The sequence below is a fragment of the Pseudomonas sp. FP453 genome, assembly GCF_030687495.1.
Lineage (GTDB): Bacteria > Pseudomonadota > Gammaproteobacteria > Pseudomonadales > Pseudomonadaceae > Aquipseudomonas.
In genome coordinates this window covers 5,890,283-5,906,413 of the sequence record NZ_CP117435.1, presented here as the reverse complement: position 1 = coordinate 5,906,413, position 16,131 = coordinate 5,890,283, and the positions used below count along the sequence as shown (strand labels likewise).

Here is a 16,131-nt window from a genome sequence, read left to right as displayed (position 1 = left end):
GGGCGGGGAGTTATCGAGGGGCGCGAGTATAACCCAACAAAACCTCGGGATTCGTGTGGTCGCCCGGCTAAAAGCCGGGTTAGACTCCTTGGCCCTGCCAAACCGTGAAAGTAGAAGCCCGCCGATGCTTGAACAGTACGTCAAAAAGATTCTCACCTCGCGCGTTTACGACGTTGCCGTAGAAACTCCCCTGCAGACCGCCCGCCAGCTCTCCGAGCGGCTGGGCAATAGGGTCTGGCTCAAGCGTGAAGACTTGCAGCCGGTGTTCTCGTTCAAGATTCGCGGCGCCTATAACAAGCTGACTCAACTGAGCAGCGAAGAGCGTGCGCGCGGCGTGGTCACGGCTTCGGCGGGCAACCATGCCCAGGGCCTGGCCCTGGCGGCCAAGGTGCTGGGGGTCAAAGCCACCATCGTGATGCCCAAGACCACCCCGGAGATCAAGGTCGAAGGCGTGCGCTCCCGTGGCGGCAAAGTGGTGCTGCATGGCGATTCCTTCCCGGAAGCCCTGGCCTATTCGCTGAAGCTGGTCGACGAAAAGGGTTACGTCTACATCCACCCTTACGACGATCCGCACACCATTGCCGGGCAGGGCACCGTGGCGATGGAAATCCTGCGCCAGCATCCGGGGCCTCTGGACGCGATTTTTGTCCCGGTGGGCGGCGGCGGGCTGATCGCCGGGATCGCGGCGTACGTGAAATACCTGCGCCCGGAGATCAAGATCATCGGCGTCGAGCCGGACGACTCCAACTGCCTGCAAGCCGCCATGGCCGCGGGTGAGCGCGTGGTGTTGCCGACGGTGGGGATCTTTGCCGACGGCGTGGCGGTGGCGCAGATCGGCCAGCACACGTTTGATATCTGCAAAGACTATGTCGACGAAGTGATCACCGTGAGCACCGATGAAATCTGTGCGGCGATCAAGGACATCTACGACGACACCCGCTCCATCACCGAGCCTGCGGGCGCGCTGGGCGTGGCGGGGATCAAGAAATACGTGGAAACTCGTGGCGTCACCGGCCAGACCCTGGTGGCCATCGACTCCGGCGCCAACGTCAACTTCGACCGCCTGCGCCATGTGGCGGAGCGCGCCGAGCTGGGTGAAGGCCGCGAAGCGATCATCGCCGTGACCATTCCCGAGAAGCCCGGCAGCTTCAAGGCGTTCTGCGAGGCCGTGGGCAAGCGCCAGATCACCGAATTCAACTACCGTTTCCACTCCGGCAGCGAGGCGCACATCTTTGTCGGCGTGCAGACCCACCCCGACACCGACCCCCGCAGCGCGCTGATCGCCAGCCTGACCGAGCAGGGTTTCCCGGTGCTGGACCTGACCGAGAATGAGCTGGCCAAGCTGCACATCCGCCATATGGTCGGCGGCCATGCGGCGCACGTCAGCAATGAAGTGGTGTTCCGCTTCGAATTCCCGGAACGCCCGGGGGCGTTGTTCAACTTTCTTAACAAATTAGGCGGGCGCTGGAACATCTCGATGTTCCACTATCGCAACCACGGCGCAGCTGACGGCCGTGTGGTCGCTGGCCTGCAAGTGCCGGCGAACGAGCGTCACCTGGTGCCGGCAGCCCTGGAAGCCATCGGCTACCCGTACTGGGATGAAAGCGATAACCCGGCCTACAAACTGTTCCTCGGTTGAGCGACTACGCTGATTGGGGCGGCCTTTAAGGAATACGAGAGATGGAAACCCTGATCACCCTGAAAGTTATCCACATTGCGGCGACGGTGTTGCTGCTGCTCAGCGGCCTGGGCCTGGCGCTGCTGGCCTGGCGCAAACGCAGCGCCGGCCCGGCGGTCACCGTGCAGCGCCCGTGGGTGTTTGTGTGGTTATTGATGGGGATTTGCGTGGTCAGCATGCCGTTTACCGGCTGGTGGCTGGTGCATTTGGTTGGCTGGCCGCTGGGGCAGACGTGGATTCTGGGTTCCAGCCTGCTCTACACCGTGGCGGCGCTGGCGTGGTTCTGGTTGGTGGCGCGGCTTAATCGTCTGCGTAAGGGCGAGGGTGGTAGCTTGAATTTCACCCTGGTGCTGGCGGTGGTCAGCCTGGTGGGGTTTGTGGCGATTGCGGGGCTCATGGGCGCCAAGCCGGTTTAGGGCTCTAGACAGAGTCGTCTGCATCGCAGGCAAGCCAGCTCCCACCTTTTGACCTCATTCTCATGTTGGAACTCGGTCGAGTGTGGGAGCTGGCTTGCCTGCGATAGCGCCATCAGCTGCGCAATGTAATCACCGGCCACCCACGCTTCTCCGCCTCAGCCCGCAGATTCGGATCCGGATCCACCGCTACGGGGTGCGTCACCTGCTCCAACAGCGGCAGGTCATTCATCGAATCGCTATAGAAATAGCTGTCTTCCAGGCTGAACCCGGTCTCTGCCAACCAACGATTCAAACGCGTCACCTTGCCCTCACGGAAGCACGGCACGTCGGTGCTGCGCCCGGTGTAGCGGCCGTTGTCCATCTCGCACTCGGTGGCGATCAGGGTTTCCACGCCCAGGCGTGCGGCAATCGGCGCGGTGACGAAACGGTTGGTGGCGGTAATGATCACCAGGGTGTCGCCGGCGGCGCGGTGCTTGGCCAGCAGTTCCACGGCCTTTGGCAGCATCAGCGGTTCGATGCAGTCGCGCATGAAGTCGCGGTGCCACTCGTCGAGTTGGGCCATCTCGGTGCGGCCGAGGATTTCCAGGCTGAAGTTCAGGTAGGCGGCGTTGTCCAGCTTGCCGGCCAGGTAATCCTGGTAGAACTCGTCGTTGCGGGCCTTGTAGGCGATGGGGTCGAGAATCCCGCGTTCACAGAGGTAATCGCCCCACGCGTGATCGCTGTCACCGCCGAGAAGGGTGTTGTCCAAGTCGAATAAAGCCAGGCGCATTGCAGTTACTCGCTGAAAAGTCTGTAAAAAGGCGTCCAGAATACGGTCTTTTCACAAGAGTGCACATAAGGTAAGAAGCCTCGTTGCCGCTGCAACAACCTTTGTGGAACAATGCGGCGACATGCGTTTGCGAGGTTGTTGCCGTGATCGACCCCGATGGTTTCCGTCCTAATGTCGGGATTATTCTTACGAATGATGCCGGACAGGTGCTATGGGCTCGCCGAATCAACCAAGATGCCTGGCAGTTTCCTCAAGGTGGAATCAACCCCGACGAAACCCCTGAAGACGCCTTGTACCGTGAGTTGAACGAAGAAGTCGGCCTTGAGCGCGAAGATGTACAGATTCTGGCCTGCACCCGTGGCTGGTTGCGTTATCGTTTACCGCAACGCCTGGTGCGTACCCACAGCCAACCGCTGTGTATCGGCCAGAAGCAGAAATGGTTTCTCCTGCGCCTGATCTCCAACGAGCAGCGGGTGCGGATGGATTTGACCGGTAAACCGGAGTTCGATGGCTGGCGCTGGGTCAGCTATTGGTACCCGTTGGGCCAGGTGGTGACATTCAAGCGCGAAGTTTATCGTCGCGCTCTCAAAGAGCTTGCCCCGCGCCTTTTAGCGCGCGACTGACGACGGAGTTCGACCCCGAGCCATGCTCAATACGCTGCGCAAGATCGTCCAGGAAGTTAACTCCGCCAAGGATCTCAAGGCGGCGTTGGGGATTATTGTGTTGCGCGTCAAGGAAGCCATGGGCAGCCAGGTCTGCTCGGTTTACCTGCTGGACCCCGAGACCAACCGTTTTGTGCTGATGGCCACCGAGGGCTTGAACAAGCGCTCCATCGGCAAGGTCAGCATGGCGCCCAATGAAGGTCTGGTGGGCCTGGTGGGGACGCGTGAAGAACCCCTGAACCTTGAAAACGCGGCCGATCACCCGCGTTACCGCTACTTTGCCGAAACCGGCGAAGAGCGTTACGCCTCGTTCCTCGGTGCGCCGATCATTCACCACCGCCGTGTTGTCGGGGTGTTGGTCATCCAGCAGAAAGAACGCCGCCAGTTCGACGAAGGTGAAGAAGCCTTCCTCGTGACCATGAGCGCGCAGCTCGCCGGCGTTATCGCCCACGCCGAGGCCACCGGCTCGATTCGCGGCCTGGGGCGCGAGGGCAAGGGCATCCAGGAAGCCAAGTTCGTCGGCGTACCCGGTTCGCCGGGCGCTGCGGTCGGTACGGCGGTGGTCATGTTGCCGCCGGCAGACCTGGATGTGGTGCCGGACAAGACCGTCAAAGACATCGACGCCGAAATCAAACTGTTCAAGACCGCCCTTGAAGGCGTGCGCGCCGACATGCGCAACCTGTCGAACAAGCTGGCCACCCAGCTGCGCCCCGAAGAGCGTGCGCTGTTCGACGTGTACCAGATGATGCTCGACGACGCGTCCCTGGGTAATGAAGTCAAGACCGTGATCAAGACCGGCCAGTGGGCCCAGGGCGCGTTGCGCCAGGTGGTCACCGATCACGTCAACCGCTTCGAAATGATGGACGACGACTACCTGCGCGAGCGCGCCTCGGATGTGCGCGACCTCGGTCGCCGCCTGTTGGCCTACTTGCAGGAAGACCGCACCACCAACATGGTCTTCCCCGACAACACCATTCTGGTCAGTGAAGAACTGACGGCCACCCAGCTGGGCGAAGTGCCGGAAGGCAAGCTGGTGGGCCTGGTCTCGGTACTCGGCTCGGGCAACTCCCACGTCGCGATCCTGGCCCGGGCCATGGGCATCCCGACGGTGATGGGCCTGGTGGACCTGCCGTACGCCAAGGTCGATGGCATCGACATGATCGTCGATGGCCATCGCGGCGAAGTCTTTACCAACCCCAGCGACGTGCTGCGCAAGCAATACGCCGAAGTGGTGGAAGAAGAGAAACAACTGGCCCTGGGCCTGGATTCATTGCGCGAACTGCCGTGCGTGACCACCGACGGCCATCGCGTGCCGCTGCTGGTCAACACCGGCCTGCTTGCCGATGTAGCCCGCGCGCAGCAGCGCGGCGCCGAAGGGGTGGGGTTGTACCGCACCGAAGTGCCGTTCATGATCAACCAGCGTTTCCCGAGCGAGAAGGAGCAGCTGGCGATTTATCGCGAGCAACTGCAGGCCTTCCACCCGTTACCGGTGACCATGCGCAGCCTGGATATCGGCGGCGACAAGTCACTGTCGTATTTCCCGATCAAGGAAGACAACCCCTTCCTCGGCTGGCGCGGCATCCGCGTGACCCTCGACCACCCTGAAATTTTCCTCGTCCAAACCCGCGCCATGCTCAAGGCCAGCGAAGGCCTGAACAACCTGCGCATCCTGCTGCCGATGATCTCCGGCACCCATGAGCTGGAAGAGGCGCTGCACCTCATTCACCGCGCCTGGGGCGAAGTGCGCGACGAAGGCGCCGACGTACCGATGCCGCCGATTGGCGTGATGATCGAAATCCCGGCGGCGGTGTACCAGGCTAAAGAGCTGGCACGCCAGGTGGACTTCCTCTCGGTGGGCTCCAACGATCTGACCCAATACCTGCTGGCCGTGGACCGTAACAACCCACGGGTGGCCGACCTCTACGACTACCTGCACCCGGCAGTACTGCAAGCCCTGCAACACGTGGTGCGCGACGCCCACGCCGAAGGCAAGCCGGTGAGCATCTGCGGTGAAATGGCCGGCGACCCGGCGGCGGCGGTGCTGCTGATGGCGATGGGCTTTGACAGCCTGTCGATGAACGCCACCAACTTGCCAAAGGTGAAGTGGATGCTGCGCCAGGTGGATCTGGGCATGGCCAAGGATCTGCTGGCGGAGTTGATGACCATCGACAACCCGCAAGTTATCCACAGCTCGTTGCAGTTGGCGCTGAAGAACCTGGGGCTGACGCGGATGATCAACCCGGCCTCTGCGAAAACCCTTTAGACCGAGTCGCCTTCATCGCAGGCAAGCCAGCTCCCACATTTGACTGTGTTCACAAATCAAACTGTGTGAGCTGGCTTGCCTGCGACAGCGCCAGCCCAAACACCGCTAGATCCTCAGTTCAACCTCGCCGAGCCGCCCACCATGTGGCCCAAAACTGCGCTCCACCATCCTTCGCGTCCCGTCGGCATGCACAATCAACGCCGTACTCGCCCGCGTCCCATAACTGGGGCTGGCGATAAACACACTGGATAACAGGCTCTCCGTCGCCAACCCCACGCCGGTATCCGGCAAGTCTGCAAACGGCGCTGTCAGCGGGTCACTCAAAATCTCCAGCAACGCCTCCGGTTGCGGATCATCCAGCAGCGCACTCAACGCCGCCTTGGCCTTGAGCAACTTGGGCCACGGCGTATCCAGCCCGGCATTCGACAGCCCATACACCCCGGCCTGCAATCGCGTCGGCGCCGTATGATTGGCGTTGTAGTGCCACAACTCATCCCGCGTGCCCACCAGCAGGTTAAACCCGGCATATTCAATCGAACGGCCGTTAACGTCGGCTAAATACTCGTCAATCGGTAGGGTTCCATTGAGAAAGCGCGCCACCAGTTCCCCGCGGGACTTGCGCGCTGGCGGCTGGTGCGGGTCGCGGATGTTGGTCAGGGCGGCAAAGCGCCCATCGGCATTCACCCCCAGCCAGGTACCACCGGCTTCTTGATCACGGCCGGCGTAGACCTCGGGCGCATCCGGCCACTGGGCCAGCGGCAGGCTGGGGCGGGCGTAGAACTCATCACGGTTGGCCGCGACGATCAGCGGCTGGGCATGCCCCGGCCGCCAGGCGAAAACAATCAGGCACATCAGGCGATCCCTTTTGTGTTTTTTGCCACTCTACGCACTCAAGCAGCGGCGTTCCATCGTCACCAGTTGGGTCGTATGCCTTCCATCCGTTAACATGCCGGACTTGTTCGGGGGGCTCCCATGGAATTTTTGCTGTATTTGGCGCTGGGCGCCTGTGCAGGCGTACTCGCCGGGCTGTTTGGCGTGGGCGGCGGCATCATCATCGTGCCGGTGTTGGTGTTCAGCTTCACCTTGCAGGGCTTCGACCCGCAGGTACTGACGCACCTGGCCGTGGGCACGTCCCTGGCGACCATCATCTTTACCTCGATCAATGCCGTGCGTGAGCACCACCGGCGTGGCGCGGTGCGTTGGCCGATCTTTGTGTGGATGACCGTGGGCATCCTCATCGGCGCCGGTTTTGGCGCGCTGACCGCCGAAGCGATCTCCGGCCCGCACTTGCAGAAGGTCATCGGTGTGTTTGCCTTGGTGATCGCCCTGCAACTGGCCCTGGAGGTCAAGCCCAAGGCCAGCCGCACGGTGCCCGGCAAGCTCGGCTTGACCCTGGCCGGCACGGTGATCGGCTGGGCTTCGGCAATTTTCGGCATTGGCGGCGGTTCGCTGACCGTACCGTTCTTGACCTGGCGCAGCGTGCCGATGCAGCAGGCGGTAGCCACGTCCTCGGCGTGCGGCCTGCCGATCGCCCTGGCAAGTGCATTAAGTTTCATGATTCTGGGCTGGCATGACCCGCTGCTGCCCGCTCATAGTCTAGGGTTCGTGTATTTGCCGGCGCTGCTGGGCATTGCCCTGACCAGCATGGTGTTTGCCCGCTTCGGCGCGCGCCTGGCGCACAGGTTGTCGCCGCGTTTGCTCAAGCGGCTGTTTGCCGCTTTGCTGTTTTGCGTCGGTTTGAATTTTTTGCTGTAACGCAGGCTTAATCGCAGCCCGGCATGGTCCGGGCGCCATAACGAATGATTTAACGAGGAGTCGCAATGCTGCCTTACCCGCAGATCGACCCGGTGGCCCTGGCCATCGGTCCGCTGAAAATCCACTGGTACGGGTTGATGTACCTGATCGGCATCGGCGGCGCCTGGCTGCTGGCCTCCCGGCGCCTGAACCGTTTCGACCCGACCTGGACCAAGGAGAAACTCTCCGACATGGTCTTCTGGCTGTCGATGGGGGTGATCGTCGGCGGGCGACTCGGTTATGTGCTGTTCTACGATCTGTCGGCGTACATCGCCAATCCAACGCTGATCTTCGAAGTGTGGAAGGGCGGCATGGCGTTCCACGGCGGGTTTATCGGCGTGATGATCGCTGCCTGGTGGTTCGGCCGTCGCAACGGCAAGTCGTTCTTCCAGCTGATGGACTTTGTCGCGCCGTTGGTGCCGATCGGCCTGGGCGCCGGGCGCATCGGCAACTTTATCAACGCCGAGTTGTGGGGCAAGCCGACCGATGTGCCGTGGGCGATGGTGTTCCCACCGTTCAGCGACCCGGCACAACTGCCGCGCCATCCGTCGCAGCTCTACCAGTTTGCGTTGGAAGGTGTGGCGCTGTTCCTTATCCTCTACATCTTCTCGCGCAAGCCACGCCCAACCATGGCCGTGTCGGGCATGTTCGCGTTGTTCTACGGGATTTTCCGTTTCATCGTCGAATTCGTGCGGGTGCCGGATGCACAGCTGGGTTACCTGGCGTGGGGCTGGGTGACCATGGGGCAGATCCTCAGCATTCCGATGATCCTCGCCGGCCTGGGTCTGCTGTGGTGGGCGTACAACCGTCCGCAACCGCTGAAGAACGCGACGCTTTAAATTCGAATGCCGAGGCTGTCGAGCAGCCTCGGCTTCAACGATACGGGTACTCAAATGAAGCAATATCTCGAACTACTGAACGACGTCGTGACCAATGGCCTGACCAAGGGCGACCGCACCGGCACCGGCACCAAGGCCGTGTTCGCCCGTCAGTATCGGCATAACTTGGCCGACGGCTTCCCGCTGTTGACCACCAAGAAGCTTCACTTCAAAAGCATCGCCAACGAACTGATCTGGATGTTGAGCGGCAACACCAATATCAAGTGGCTGAACGAAAACGGCGTGAAGATCTGGGACGAATGGGCCACCGAAGACGGTGACCTCGGCCCGGTGTACGGCGAGCAGTGGACCGCCTGGCCGACCAAGGACGGCGGCAAGATCAACCAGATCGACTACATGGTCGAGACGTTGAAGACCAACCCCAACAGCCGCCGCATCCTGTTCCACGGCTGGAACGTCGAGTACCTGCCCGACGAAACCAAGAGCCCCCAGGAAAACGCGCGCAACGGCAAGCAAGCCCTGCCGCCGTGCCACCTGCTGTACCAGGCCTTCGTGCATGACGGTCACCTGTCGATGCAGCTGTATATCCGCAGCTCCGACGTGTTCCTCGGCCTGCCGTACAACACCGCCGCGCTGGCGTTGCTCACCCATATGCTGGCCCAGCAGTGCGACCTGATCCCCCACGAGATCATCGTCACCACTGGCGACACCCATGCGTACAGCAACCATATGGAACAGATCCAGACCCAGCTGGCGCGCACGCCGAAGAAGCTGCCGGAGCTGGTGATCAAGCGCAAGCCTGCGTCGATTTACGATTACAAATTTGAAGACTTCGAAATCGTCGGTTACGACGCTGATCCAAGCATCAAGGCTGACGTCGCCATCTAAAAGGCTGCCTCGGCCATAAGCCATAAACTGTGGGAGCTGGCTTGCCTGCGATGGCGGTGTATCAGCAACATTGATGTTGCCTGACACTCAGCTATCGCAGGCAAGCCAGCTCCCACAGTTGGATTCGGTTGTCATCCAAGATTAGTGGCCGTGGCTTCTGCCCACGTGGGAAGGCTCGGCCTCACTGGCCGCCACACTGCCGCTGACCTCCAGTCGCTGCAAAATCCCGCACTGCTCCCCGCCGCCACAACGCTGGCGCAAGTCCAGCAACTGTTCCTGCAACACCAACAACCCATCGATCCGCGCCTTGACGTGCTGGATATGCTCGTCGATCAACGCATTCACGCTTTCACACTGGTCCTGAGGACTGTCGCGCAATCCCAGCAAGCTGCGGATTTCTTCCAGGGTCATGTCCAGGCTGCGGCAGTTGCGGATAAAGACCAGCCGCTCGGTGTGCGCCTGGGTGTACACGCGGTAATTGGCGTCGGTACGTGCCGGAGGTGGCAGCAGGCCTTCCTTCTCGTAATAACGGATGGTTTCCACCGGGCAGTCGGTCAGTTTCGCCAGTTCGCCGATCTTCATCGCAGCAATCTCCAAATGGGTGCTTGACCCTATAGTGGCTACAGGGTCTTTACTTGGCAACAGGCACCTCTACGGACGCGACAGAATGAGCGATTCCATCCACACCCCGCATAAACACGACCACGACCATGATCACGGCGAGAAAAAACTCACGCCTGTGCATAACCACGCTGGCTCCTGCTGTTCCGGCAGCGCGGCCCCGGCAAAGGTGACGCTCAACGAAGCGCCCACCGCCGGCTCCCGCCTGAGCACGTTCCGCATCGAAGCCATGGACTGCCCCACCGAGCAGACGCTGATCCAGAACAAACTGGGCAAGCTCGCCGGCGTGCAGCAGCTGGAATTCAACCTGATCAACCGCATCCTTGGCGTCACCCACGACCTGCCGAGCACCGCGCCGATCATCGACGCGATCAAAGCTATCGGCATGCAGGCCGATCCCATCGAAGAAGGCACCCCGGCTGCCGCGCCGCCCGCGAAGAAACACTGGTGGCCGCTGGCGTTGTCCGGCATCGGCGCGTTGGGCGCCGAAGTGCTGCACTTCACAGGCGCCGCACCGACCTGGGTGATTGCACTGGTGGCGCTGGTGTCGATCCTCAGCGGCGGCCTCACCACCTATAAAAAGGGCTGGATTGCCCTGAAGAACCTCAACCTCAATATCAACGCGCTGATGAGCATCGCGGTCACCGGCGCGGTGTTGATTGGCCAGTGGCCGGAAGCGGCGATGGTGATGTTCCTGTTCACCGTCGCCGAGTTGATCGAAGCCAAGTCCCTGGACCGTGCGCGCAACGCCATCAGCGGCTTGATGCAGATGACCCCGGAACAGGCCACGGTGCAGCAGGCGGACGGTTCGTGGGCTGAACAGGAAGTCAAAAGCATTGAAATGGGCGCCATCGTGCGGGTAAAGCCCGGCGAGCGCATCGGCCTGGACGGTGAGGTAACCGCTGGCCAGTCCACCATCGACCAGGCGCCGATCACCGGTGAAAGCCTGCCGATTGAAAAGACCGTCGGCGATAAAGTCTTCGCCGGCACTATCAACCAGGCGGGCTCGCTGGAGTACAAGGTCACCGCAGCGGCCAACAATTCCACCCTGGCGCGGATCATCCACGCCGTGGAGCAGGCCCAGGGCGCCCGCGCGCCGACCCAGCGCTTTGTCGACAGCTTCTCGAAGATCTACACCCCGGCGGTGTTCCTGTTTGCCCTCGGTGTGGCCCTGATTCCGCCGCTGTTCATGGCCGGCGCGTGGTTCGACTGGATCTACCGCGCCCTCGTCCTGCTGGTGGTCGCGTGCCCGTGTGCGTTGGTGATCTCCACCCCGGTGACCATCGTCAGCGGCCTCGCGGCAGCGGCGCGCAAAGGCATCCTGATCAAGGGCGGCGTGTACCTGGAGGGCGGTTACAAGCTCGACTACCTGGCCCTCGACAAGACCGGCACCATCACCCACGGCAAGCCGGTGCAAACCGATTACCTGGCGTTGTTCCCCAACGTCGAAGACAGCGCACCGGCCCTGGCCGCCAGTTTGGCCGGGCGCTCCGACCACCCGGTGTCCCTGGCCATCGCCAACGCGGCTGTGGATAAAAACCTGCCGAGCCACGTTGTGGATAACTTCGCGGCCCTGGCCGGTCGCGGTGTGCGCGGTGATATCAACGGCGAAACCTACCACCTGGGCAACCACCGCCTGGTGGAAGACCTCGGCCTGTGCTCGCCGGAGCTGGAAGAAAAGCTCTTCGCCCTGGAAAAACAAGGCAAGTCCGTGGTGCTGCTGCTCGACAAGTCCGGCCCGCTGGCGCTGTTCGCCGTGGCCGACACGGTCAAGGACAGCAGCCGCGAAGCCATCCAGCAGCTGCATGAGCTGGGGATCAAGACCCTGATGCTCACCGGCGACAACACCCACACCGCCCAGGCGATTGGTGCCCAGGTCGGCATCGACCAGGCCCGTGGCGACCTGCTGCCCACCGACAAACTGCAAGCCATCGAAACCCTCTACGGCCAAGGCCATCGCGTCGGCATGGTCGGCGACGGTATCAACGACGCCCCGGCCCTGGCCCGCGCCGAGATCGGTTTTGCCATGGCCGCCGCGGGTACCGACACGGCTATCGAGACCGCCGACGTGGCGCTGATGGACGATGATTTGCGCAAGATCCCGGCATTCATTCGGCTCTCCAGGCAAACGTCGAGTATCCTCAAGCAGAACATCGCCCTGGCGCTGGTGATCAAGGCGATCTTCCTTGCCGTGACCTTCCTGGGCATGGCCACCATGTGGATGGCGGTGTTCGCCGACATGGGCGTGAGCCTGCTGGTGGTGTTCAATGGCCTGCGCCTGCTGCGCAAATAGATGATGTGAGGGTGGTGTGCTGAGTGCTGAGCTAAAGGCGTTTTTCATGGTCGCGCGACTGGGCAGCATTACCCAGGCGGCGAAAAAACTCGGCCTCAGCCAGCCCACCGTCACTACGCAGATCCGCAACCTGGAAAGCCAGTACGGCGTTGAGCTGTTCTACCGTGGCGGGCGCCGCCTCACCGTCAGCGACGAGGGCGCGCGGCTGCTGCCGATGGTCAAGGCACTGTTGCAGCAGGAAGCGGACATCGAGTTTTTCCTGCGCAACAACGGCCAGGTCCAGGGCGCATTGCGGATTGCCGCGACGGCGCCGTACTACATCCTCGACCTGGTCAAAGCCTTTCGCGAACGCCTGCCGCAAGTGGAAGTGTCGGTGGAAATCGGCAACTCCCAGCAGGTGCTGGAAGCGCTAGACGATTACCGCGTCGATGTCGCCGCATCCTCGCAACTGCTGGAAGACCCGCGCCTGATCCGCCGCGTGCTCGGCACCGACCCGCTGGTGCTGGCGGTGCATCGCAACCATCCCTTGGCCAAGCTCGACCATGTGCCCCTCAGCGCGTTGGCCGGGCACACCTTGTTGATGCGCGAAGCCGGTTCGACCACACGGCGGCTGACGGAGGAGATGTTGCACGGCGCCAACGTGAGCTACGGGCCGCTGCTGGAAATCGGCAGCCGCGAGTCGATCCGCGAGGCGGTGTTGCGCAATATCGGCATCAGCATCATTGCCCGCCAGGAAGTGCCCCATGACCCGCAGTTGCGCGTGCTGACCATCGAGAACGCACCGCAGATTCCCGAGTATTTGTACTGCCTCAAGGAACGCAAAGGCGCGCGGTTGCCGGCGGCGTTTTCTGGGGTTGGCGCAGGAAATGTCGCCCCTCTGAAACGGCTTGGTGGCCTTCAGACCGCTATCGCAGGCAAGCCAGCTCCCACATTTTGACCGTGTGAACCCGATCAAGTGTGGGAGCGGGCTTGCCCGCGATGAGGCCCGCCCAGACAACCCATATCCCCAAATCCACCAATACCACTATCACCACCTTTTGCCTTCCTGCCACACCAGCGACGCATTGCCCTCCTAGCATGACCCTCATTCGTTTGATGAGGTGCCTTGCATGAACACTGCCCTGACCCAACCCGGCGCACCCGATGAAGGTGCGCAATGTGCAGAAACGCTTCGGCGCCTTCACTGCGCTGGACAACGTGTCCCTGGATGTCGCCGCCGGTGAGCTGGTGTGCCTGCTGGGTCCGTCCGGCTGTGGCAAGACCACCTTATTGCGCTGCATCGCCGGCCTGGAGCGCCAAGACAGCGGTGAGCTTTACTTGGGCAACCGCGACGTTTCCCTGCTGCCACCCCAGGCGCGGGACTACGGCATCTTGTTCCAGTCTTACGCGCTGTTTCCCAACCTCACCGTCGAAGCGAACATCGGCTACGGCCTCACCGGCAGTGGCCGCGACGAAGTGCGCAAGCGCGTCGGGCAGATGCTGGAACTGGTGGGCCTGCTGGGCAGCGAAAAGAAATACCCCGGCCAACTCTCCGGTGGCCAACAACAACGTGTGGCCCTGGCCCGCGCCTTGGCGCCGGCACCTTCGTTGTTGCTGCTGGATGAGCCGATGTCGGCCCTCGACGCCCGGGTGCGTGAGCACTTGTGTACCGAGCTGCGCCAACTGCAACGGCGCCTGGGCATCACCACGCTGATGGTGACCCACAACCAGGACGAAGCCATGTTGATGGCCGATCGTATCGCCGTGATGAACAACGGCAAGGTCGAGCAATACGCCACGCCCCAGGAAATCTACGACCGCCCGGCCACGCCGTTTGTGGCGGAGTTTGTCGGCCAGGGCAATTGGCTGCCCTTCAGCCGCAACAGCGCCAGCCATGCCCAGGTCGGAGGGATGAACATGCGCCTGGCCGATGATGCCGGCGTGGCCAAGTCCGGGCGCCTGTTCTGCCGCCCGGAAGCCATCAGCGTCAACCCGCCGGTGCATGAAGAAAACCTGTTCCCGGCCAAGGTCCGCGAGATCACGTTTCTCGGCAACCGCTGCCGCATGAGCTTCGAACTGGAGCAACTTCCCGGCCACGCATTACTCGCCGAACTGGCCCCGGAAGCCATGCCACGCCTGGGCGCCCAGGACATCTGGGTGGCCTTGCCGCCGCGCAGCCTGCAGGTGTTTGCCTGAGATGGGCGCTGTCATGACCTTGCCGGCCGCGCGCCAGGCGTCCCGTGCCGAACTCGGCGACCGCCTGTTTGTGGTCGGCGGCAAACTGCTTTGGCTGTGCTTGCTGGGCGTCGCCGTCTTGCTGCCGTTGCTGGCGATCTTCTGGCGCGGTTTCAGCAGCGAAGCCGGGCAGGGCGGTGGTCTGGTTGCTGCCCGAGAATTGATCACCAGCGCCAACTTCCACTGGCTGCTCGGCAATAGCCTGAAAGTTTCCCTCAGCGTCGCGGCCATTGTCGTACCGCTGGCCTACCTGTTTGCCTACGCGCTGCAACGCACGCTGATTCCCGGCAAGGCGCTCTGGCGCGGCCTGTCCCTGTTGCCGTTGATGGCACCGTCGATGCTGCCGGGGATTGCACTGGTCTATCTGTTCGGCAACCAGGGCATGCTGCGTGGGTTGCTCTCGGACAATATCTACGGCTTCTGGGGCATTGTTCTGGGTGAAGTGATCTACACCTTCCCACACGCCCTGATGATCCTGCTGTCGGCGCTGTCCCTGGCGGATGCGCGTCTGTTCGACGCCGCTTCCAGCATGGGCGCCAGCCCGGCCCGGGCGTTTCGCAGCATCACCTGGCCGGCCACGCGTCAGGCGGTGTTCGCGGCGTTCTGCCTGGTGTTCACGTTGACCATCACCGACTTCGGCGTGCCCGTGGTGGTGGGTGGCGATTATCAAGTGCTGGCACTGGAAGCCTACAAGGCAGTGGTCGGCCAGCAGCAGTTCGGTCGCGGCGCGTTGATCGGCATGGTGTTGCTGCTGCCGGCGCTGTTCAGCTTTGGTGTGGATGCGTGGCTGCGCCGCCGTCACGGCGATGCCATGAGCGGCCGCGCGCAAGTATTCCAGCCAGTACCATCACGCGTCAGAGACGCCTGCTACCTGGCCATCGTCCTGCTGATCTGCGCCGTCTTGCTGCTGGTGTTCGGCATGGCGGTGTACTCCTCGCTGGTGAAGTTCTGGCCGTACAACCTGTCGCTGTCGCTGAACCACTACCAGTTCGAAGACACCGCCGGCGGCGGTTGGCTGGCCTACCGCAACAGCCTGACCATGGCCTTGTGCACCGCGTTGATTGGCAGTGTGCTGATCTTCACCGGCGCCTACCTGATGGAAAAGACCAAGGGCCAGAAGGGCCTCAACCTCGCGCTGCGCATGCTCAGCTTCGTGCCGATGGCCGTGCCGGGGTTGGTGCTGGGCCTGGGCTACGTGTTCTTTTTCAACCTCAACGGCAACCCGCTGCATGTGTTCTACGGGACCATGACCCTGCTGGTGGTGTGCACCATTGCGCACTACCTGACCACCGCACAGATGACCGCCACCACCGCGTTGCGCCAACTGGACGCCGAGTTCGAAGCCGCCGCGCTGTCCCTCAAGGCGCCGCTGTACCGCCATTACCTGAAAGTCACGGTGCCGATCTGCCTGCCGGCGTTGCTGGACATCGTGCGCTACCTGTTTGTGTCGGCGATGACCACCGTGTCCGCCGCGATCTTCCTCTACAGCCCCGACACCATCCTCGCCGCCGTCGCCGTGTTGAACATGGACGACGCCGGCAACGTGGGCGGTGCGGCGGCCATGTCGACCCTGATCCTGTTCACCTCGGCCGGCGTCTCGCTGCTGCTGGCGTGGGCGTCACGTGGCGCACTGCGTCGCTCCCAAGCCTGGCGCCAGACCGCGCCCGGCCAATAATCCCGATAGGAGGTGTTCC

Annotated in this window: 12 protein-coding genes and 2 pseudogenes; 11 read left to right on the top strand and 3 right to left on the bottom strand. The window is 62.4% G+C overall.

Going from position 1 to position 16,131, the window contains the following annotated elements; all coding sequences use genetic code 11:
- The first annotated feature begins 124 nt into the window (after positions 1-124).
- On the top strand, positions 125-1,639 hold the full coding sequence (ilvA, locus tag PSH87_RS27000) for a threonine ammonia-lyase, biosynthetic (protein WP_017736691.1): 1,515 nt from the start codon (positions 125-127) through the stop codon (positions 1,637-1,639).
- 41 nt (positions 1,640-1,680) lie between these two features.
- Positions 1,681-2,094, top strand: a complete 414-nt coding sequence (locus PSH87_RS26995) for a DUF2269 family protein (RefSeq protein ID WP_305431736.1) — start codon at positions 1,681-1,683, stop codon at positions 2,092-2,094.
- A gap of 112 nt (positions 2,095-2,206) precedes the next feature.
- On the opposite strand, the gene PSH87_RS26990 is transcribed toward PSH87_RS26995, so the two are convergent.
- Positions 2,207-2,863 (bottom strand): HAD family phosphatase, encoded by a 657-nt coding sequence (locus tag PSH87_RS26990; protein ID WP_305431735.1) that lies wholly within the window; start codon positions 2,861-2,863, stop codon positions 2,207-2,209.
- Positions 2,864-3,006: 143 nt separating this feature from the next.
- Between PSH87_RS26990 and PSH87_RS26985 the strand changes: the two genes are divergently transcribed.
- Positions 3,007-3,486, top strand: a complete 480-nt coding sequence (locus tag PSH87_RS26985; protein ID WP_003176750.1) for an RNA pyrophosphohydrolase — start codon at positions 3,007-3,009, stop codon at positions 3,484-3,486.
- A 22-nt stretch (positions 3,487-3,508) separates the two neighbouring features.
- Positions 3,509-5,788 carry a phosphoenolpyruvate--protein phosphotransferase gene (gene ptsP / locus PSH87_RS26980; RefSeq protein WP_017736688.1) on the top strand — a complete coding sequence of 760 codons (2,280 nt, stop codon included), beginning with the start codon at positions 3,509-3,511 and terminating at the stop codon, positions 5,786-5,788.
- A gap of 105 nt (positions 5,789-5,893) precedes the next feature.
- Here the strand turns inward: ptsP and PSH87_RS26975 are convergent, their stop codons facing one another.
- Complete coding sequence (locus tag PSH87_RS26975) at positions 5,894-6,640, bottom strand: NRDE family protein (RefSeq protein ID WP_305431734.1); 747 nt, start codon at positions 6,638-6,640, stop codon at positions 5,894-5,896.
- A gap of 120 nt (positions 6,641-6,760) precedes the next feature.
- Between PSH87_RS26975 and PSH87_RS26970 the strand changes: the two genes are divergently transcribed.
- From PSH87_RS26970 to PSH87_RS26960, 3 genes are all read left to right on the top strand, one after another.
- Positions 6,761-7,543, top strand: coding sequence for a sulfite exporter TauE/SafE family protein (locus PSH87_RS26970; protein ID WP_257783956.1), 783 nt, complete (start codon positions 6,761-6,763; stop codon positions 7,541-7,543).
- Between the two features lie 65 nt (positions 7,544-7,608).
- Entirely contained in the window at positions 7,609-8,421 is an 813-nt protein-coding gene (gene lgt / locus PSH87_RS26965) for a prolipoprotein diacylglyceryl transferase (protein ID WP_124526802.1), read from the top strand.
- A gap of 54 nt (positions 8,422-8,475) precedes the next feature.
- Entirely contained in the window at positions 8,476-9,309 is an 834-nt protein-coding gene (locus PSH87_RS26960) for a thymidylate synthase (RefSeq protein WP_071485350.1), read from the top strand.
- A 141-nt stretch (positions 9,310-9,450) separates the two neighbouring features.
- On the opposite strand, the gene cadR is transcribed toward PSH87_RS26960, so the two are convergent.
- On the bottom strand, positions 9,451-9,891 hold the full coding sequence (gene cadR / locus PSH87_RS26955; RefSeq protein ID WP_017734745.1) for a Cd(II)/Pb(II)-responsive transcriptional regulator: 441 nt from the start codon (positions 9,889-9,891) through the stop codon (positions 9,451-9,453).
- Positions 9,892-9,976: 85 nt separating this feature from the next.
- Between cadR and PSH87_RS26950 the strand changes: the two genes are divergently transcribed.
- From PSH87_RS26950 to PSH87_RS26935, 4 genes and pseudogenes are all read left to right on the top strand, one after another.
- Positions 9,977-12,223 (top strand): heavy metal translocating P-type ATPase, encoded by a 2,247-nt coding sequence (locus PSH87_RS26950; protein WP_305431731.1) that lies wholly within the window; start codon positions 9,977-9,979, stop codon positions 12,221-12,223.
- 16 nt (positions 12,224-12,239) lie between these two features.
- Positions 12,240-13,104 (top strand): annotated as a pseudogene (locus tag PSH87_RS26945) (LysR family transcriptional regulator).
- Positions 13,105-13,332: 228 nt separating this feature from the next.
- Positions 13,333-14,398: pseudogene (locus PSH87_RS26940) on the top strand (putative 2-aminoethylphosphonate ABC transporter ATP-binding protein).
- Between the two features lies 1 nt (position 14,399).
- Positions 14,400-16,112 carry a putative 2-aminoethylphosphonate ABC transporter permease subunit gene (locus tag PSH87_RS26935; RefSeq protein WP_305431728.1) on the top strand — a complete coding sequence of 571 codons (1,713 nt, stop codon included), beginning with the start codon at positions 14,400-14,402 and terminating at the stop codon, positions 16,110-16,112.
- Positions 16,113-16,131 lie beyond the last annotated feature (19 nt).

Bases quoted from the DNA above. Each gene is read 5' to 3' on its own strand.
- PSH87_RS26995 (WP_305431736.1), top strand. From the start codon at position 1,681: ATGGAAACCCTGATCACCCTGAAAGTTATCCACATTGCGGCGACGGTG.
- cadR (WP_017734745.1), bottom strand. From the start codon at position 9,891: ATGAAGATCGGCGAACTGGCGAAACTGACCGACTGCCCGGTGGAAACC.
- ilvA (WP_017736691.1), top strand. From the start codon at position 125: ATGCTTGAACAGTACGTCAAAAAGATTCTCACCTCGCGCGTTTACGAC.
- PSH87_RS26975 (WP_305431734.1), bottom strand. From the start codon at position 6,640: ATGTGCCTGATTGTTTTCGCCTGGCGGCCGGGGCATGCCCAGCCGCTG.
- lgt (WP_124526802.1), top strand. From the start codon at position 7,609: ATGCTGCCTTACCCGCAGATCGACCCGGTGGCCCTGGCCATCGGTCCG.
- PSH87_RS26935 (WP_305431728.1), top strand. From the start codon at position 14,400: ATGGGCGCTGTCATGACCTTGCCGGCCGCGCGCCAGGCGTCCCGTGCC.
- PSH87_RS26950 (WP_305431731.1), top strand. From the start codon at position 9,977: ATGAGCGATTCCATCCACACCCCGCATAAACACGACCACGACCATGAT.
- ptsP (WP_017736688.1), top strand. From the start codon at position 3,509: ATGCTCAATACGCTGCGCAAGATCGTCCAGGAAGTTAACTCCGCCAAG.
- PSH87_RS26970 (WP_257783956.1), top strand. From the start codon at position 6,761: ATGGAATTTTTGCTGTATTTGGCGCTGGGCGCCTGTGCAGGCGTACTC.
- PSH87_RS26990 (WP_305431735.1), bottom strand. From the start codon at position 2,863: ATGCGCCTGGCTTTATTCGACTTGGACAACACCCTTCTCGGCGGTGAC.
- PSH87_RS26960 (WP_071485350.1), top strand. From the start codon at position 8,476: ATGAAGCAATATCTCGAACTACTGAACGACGTCGTGACCAATGGCCTG.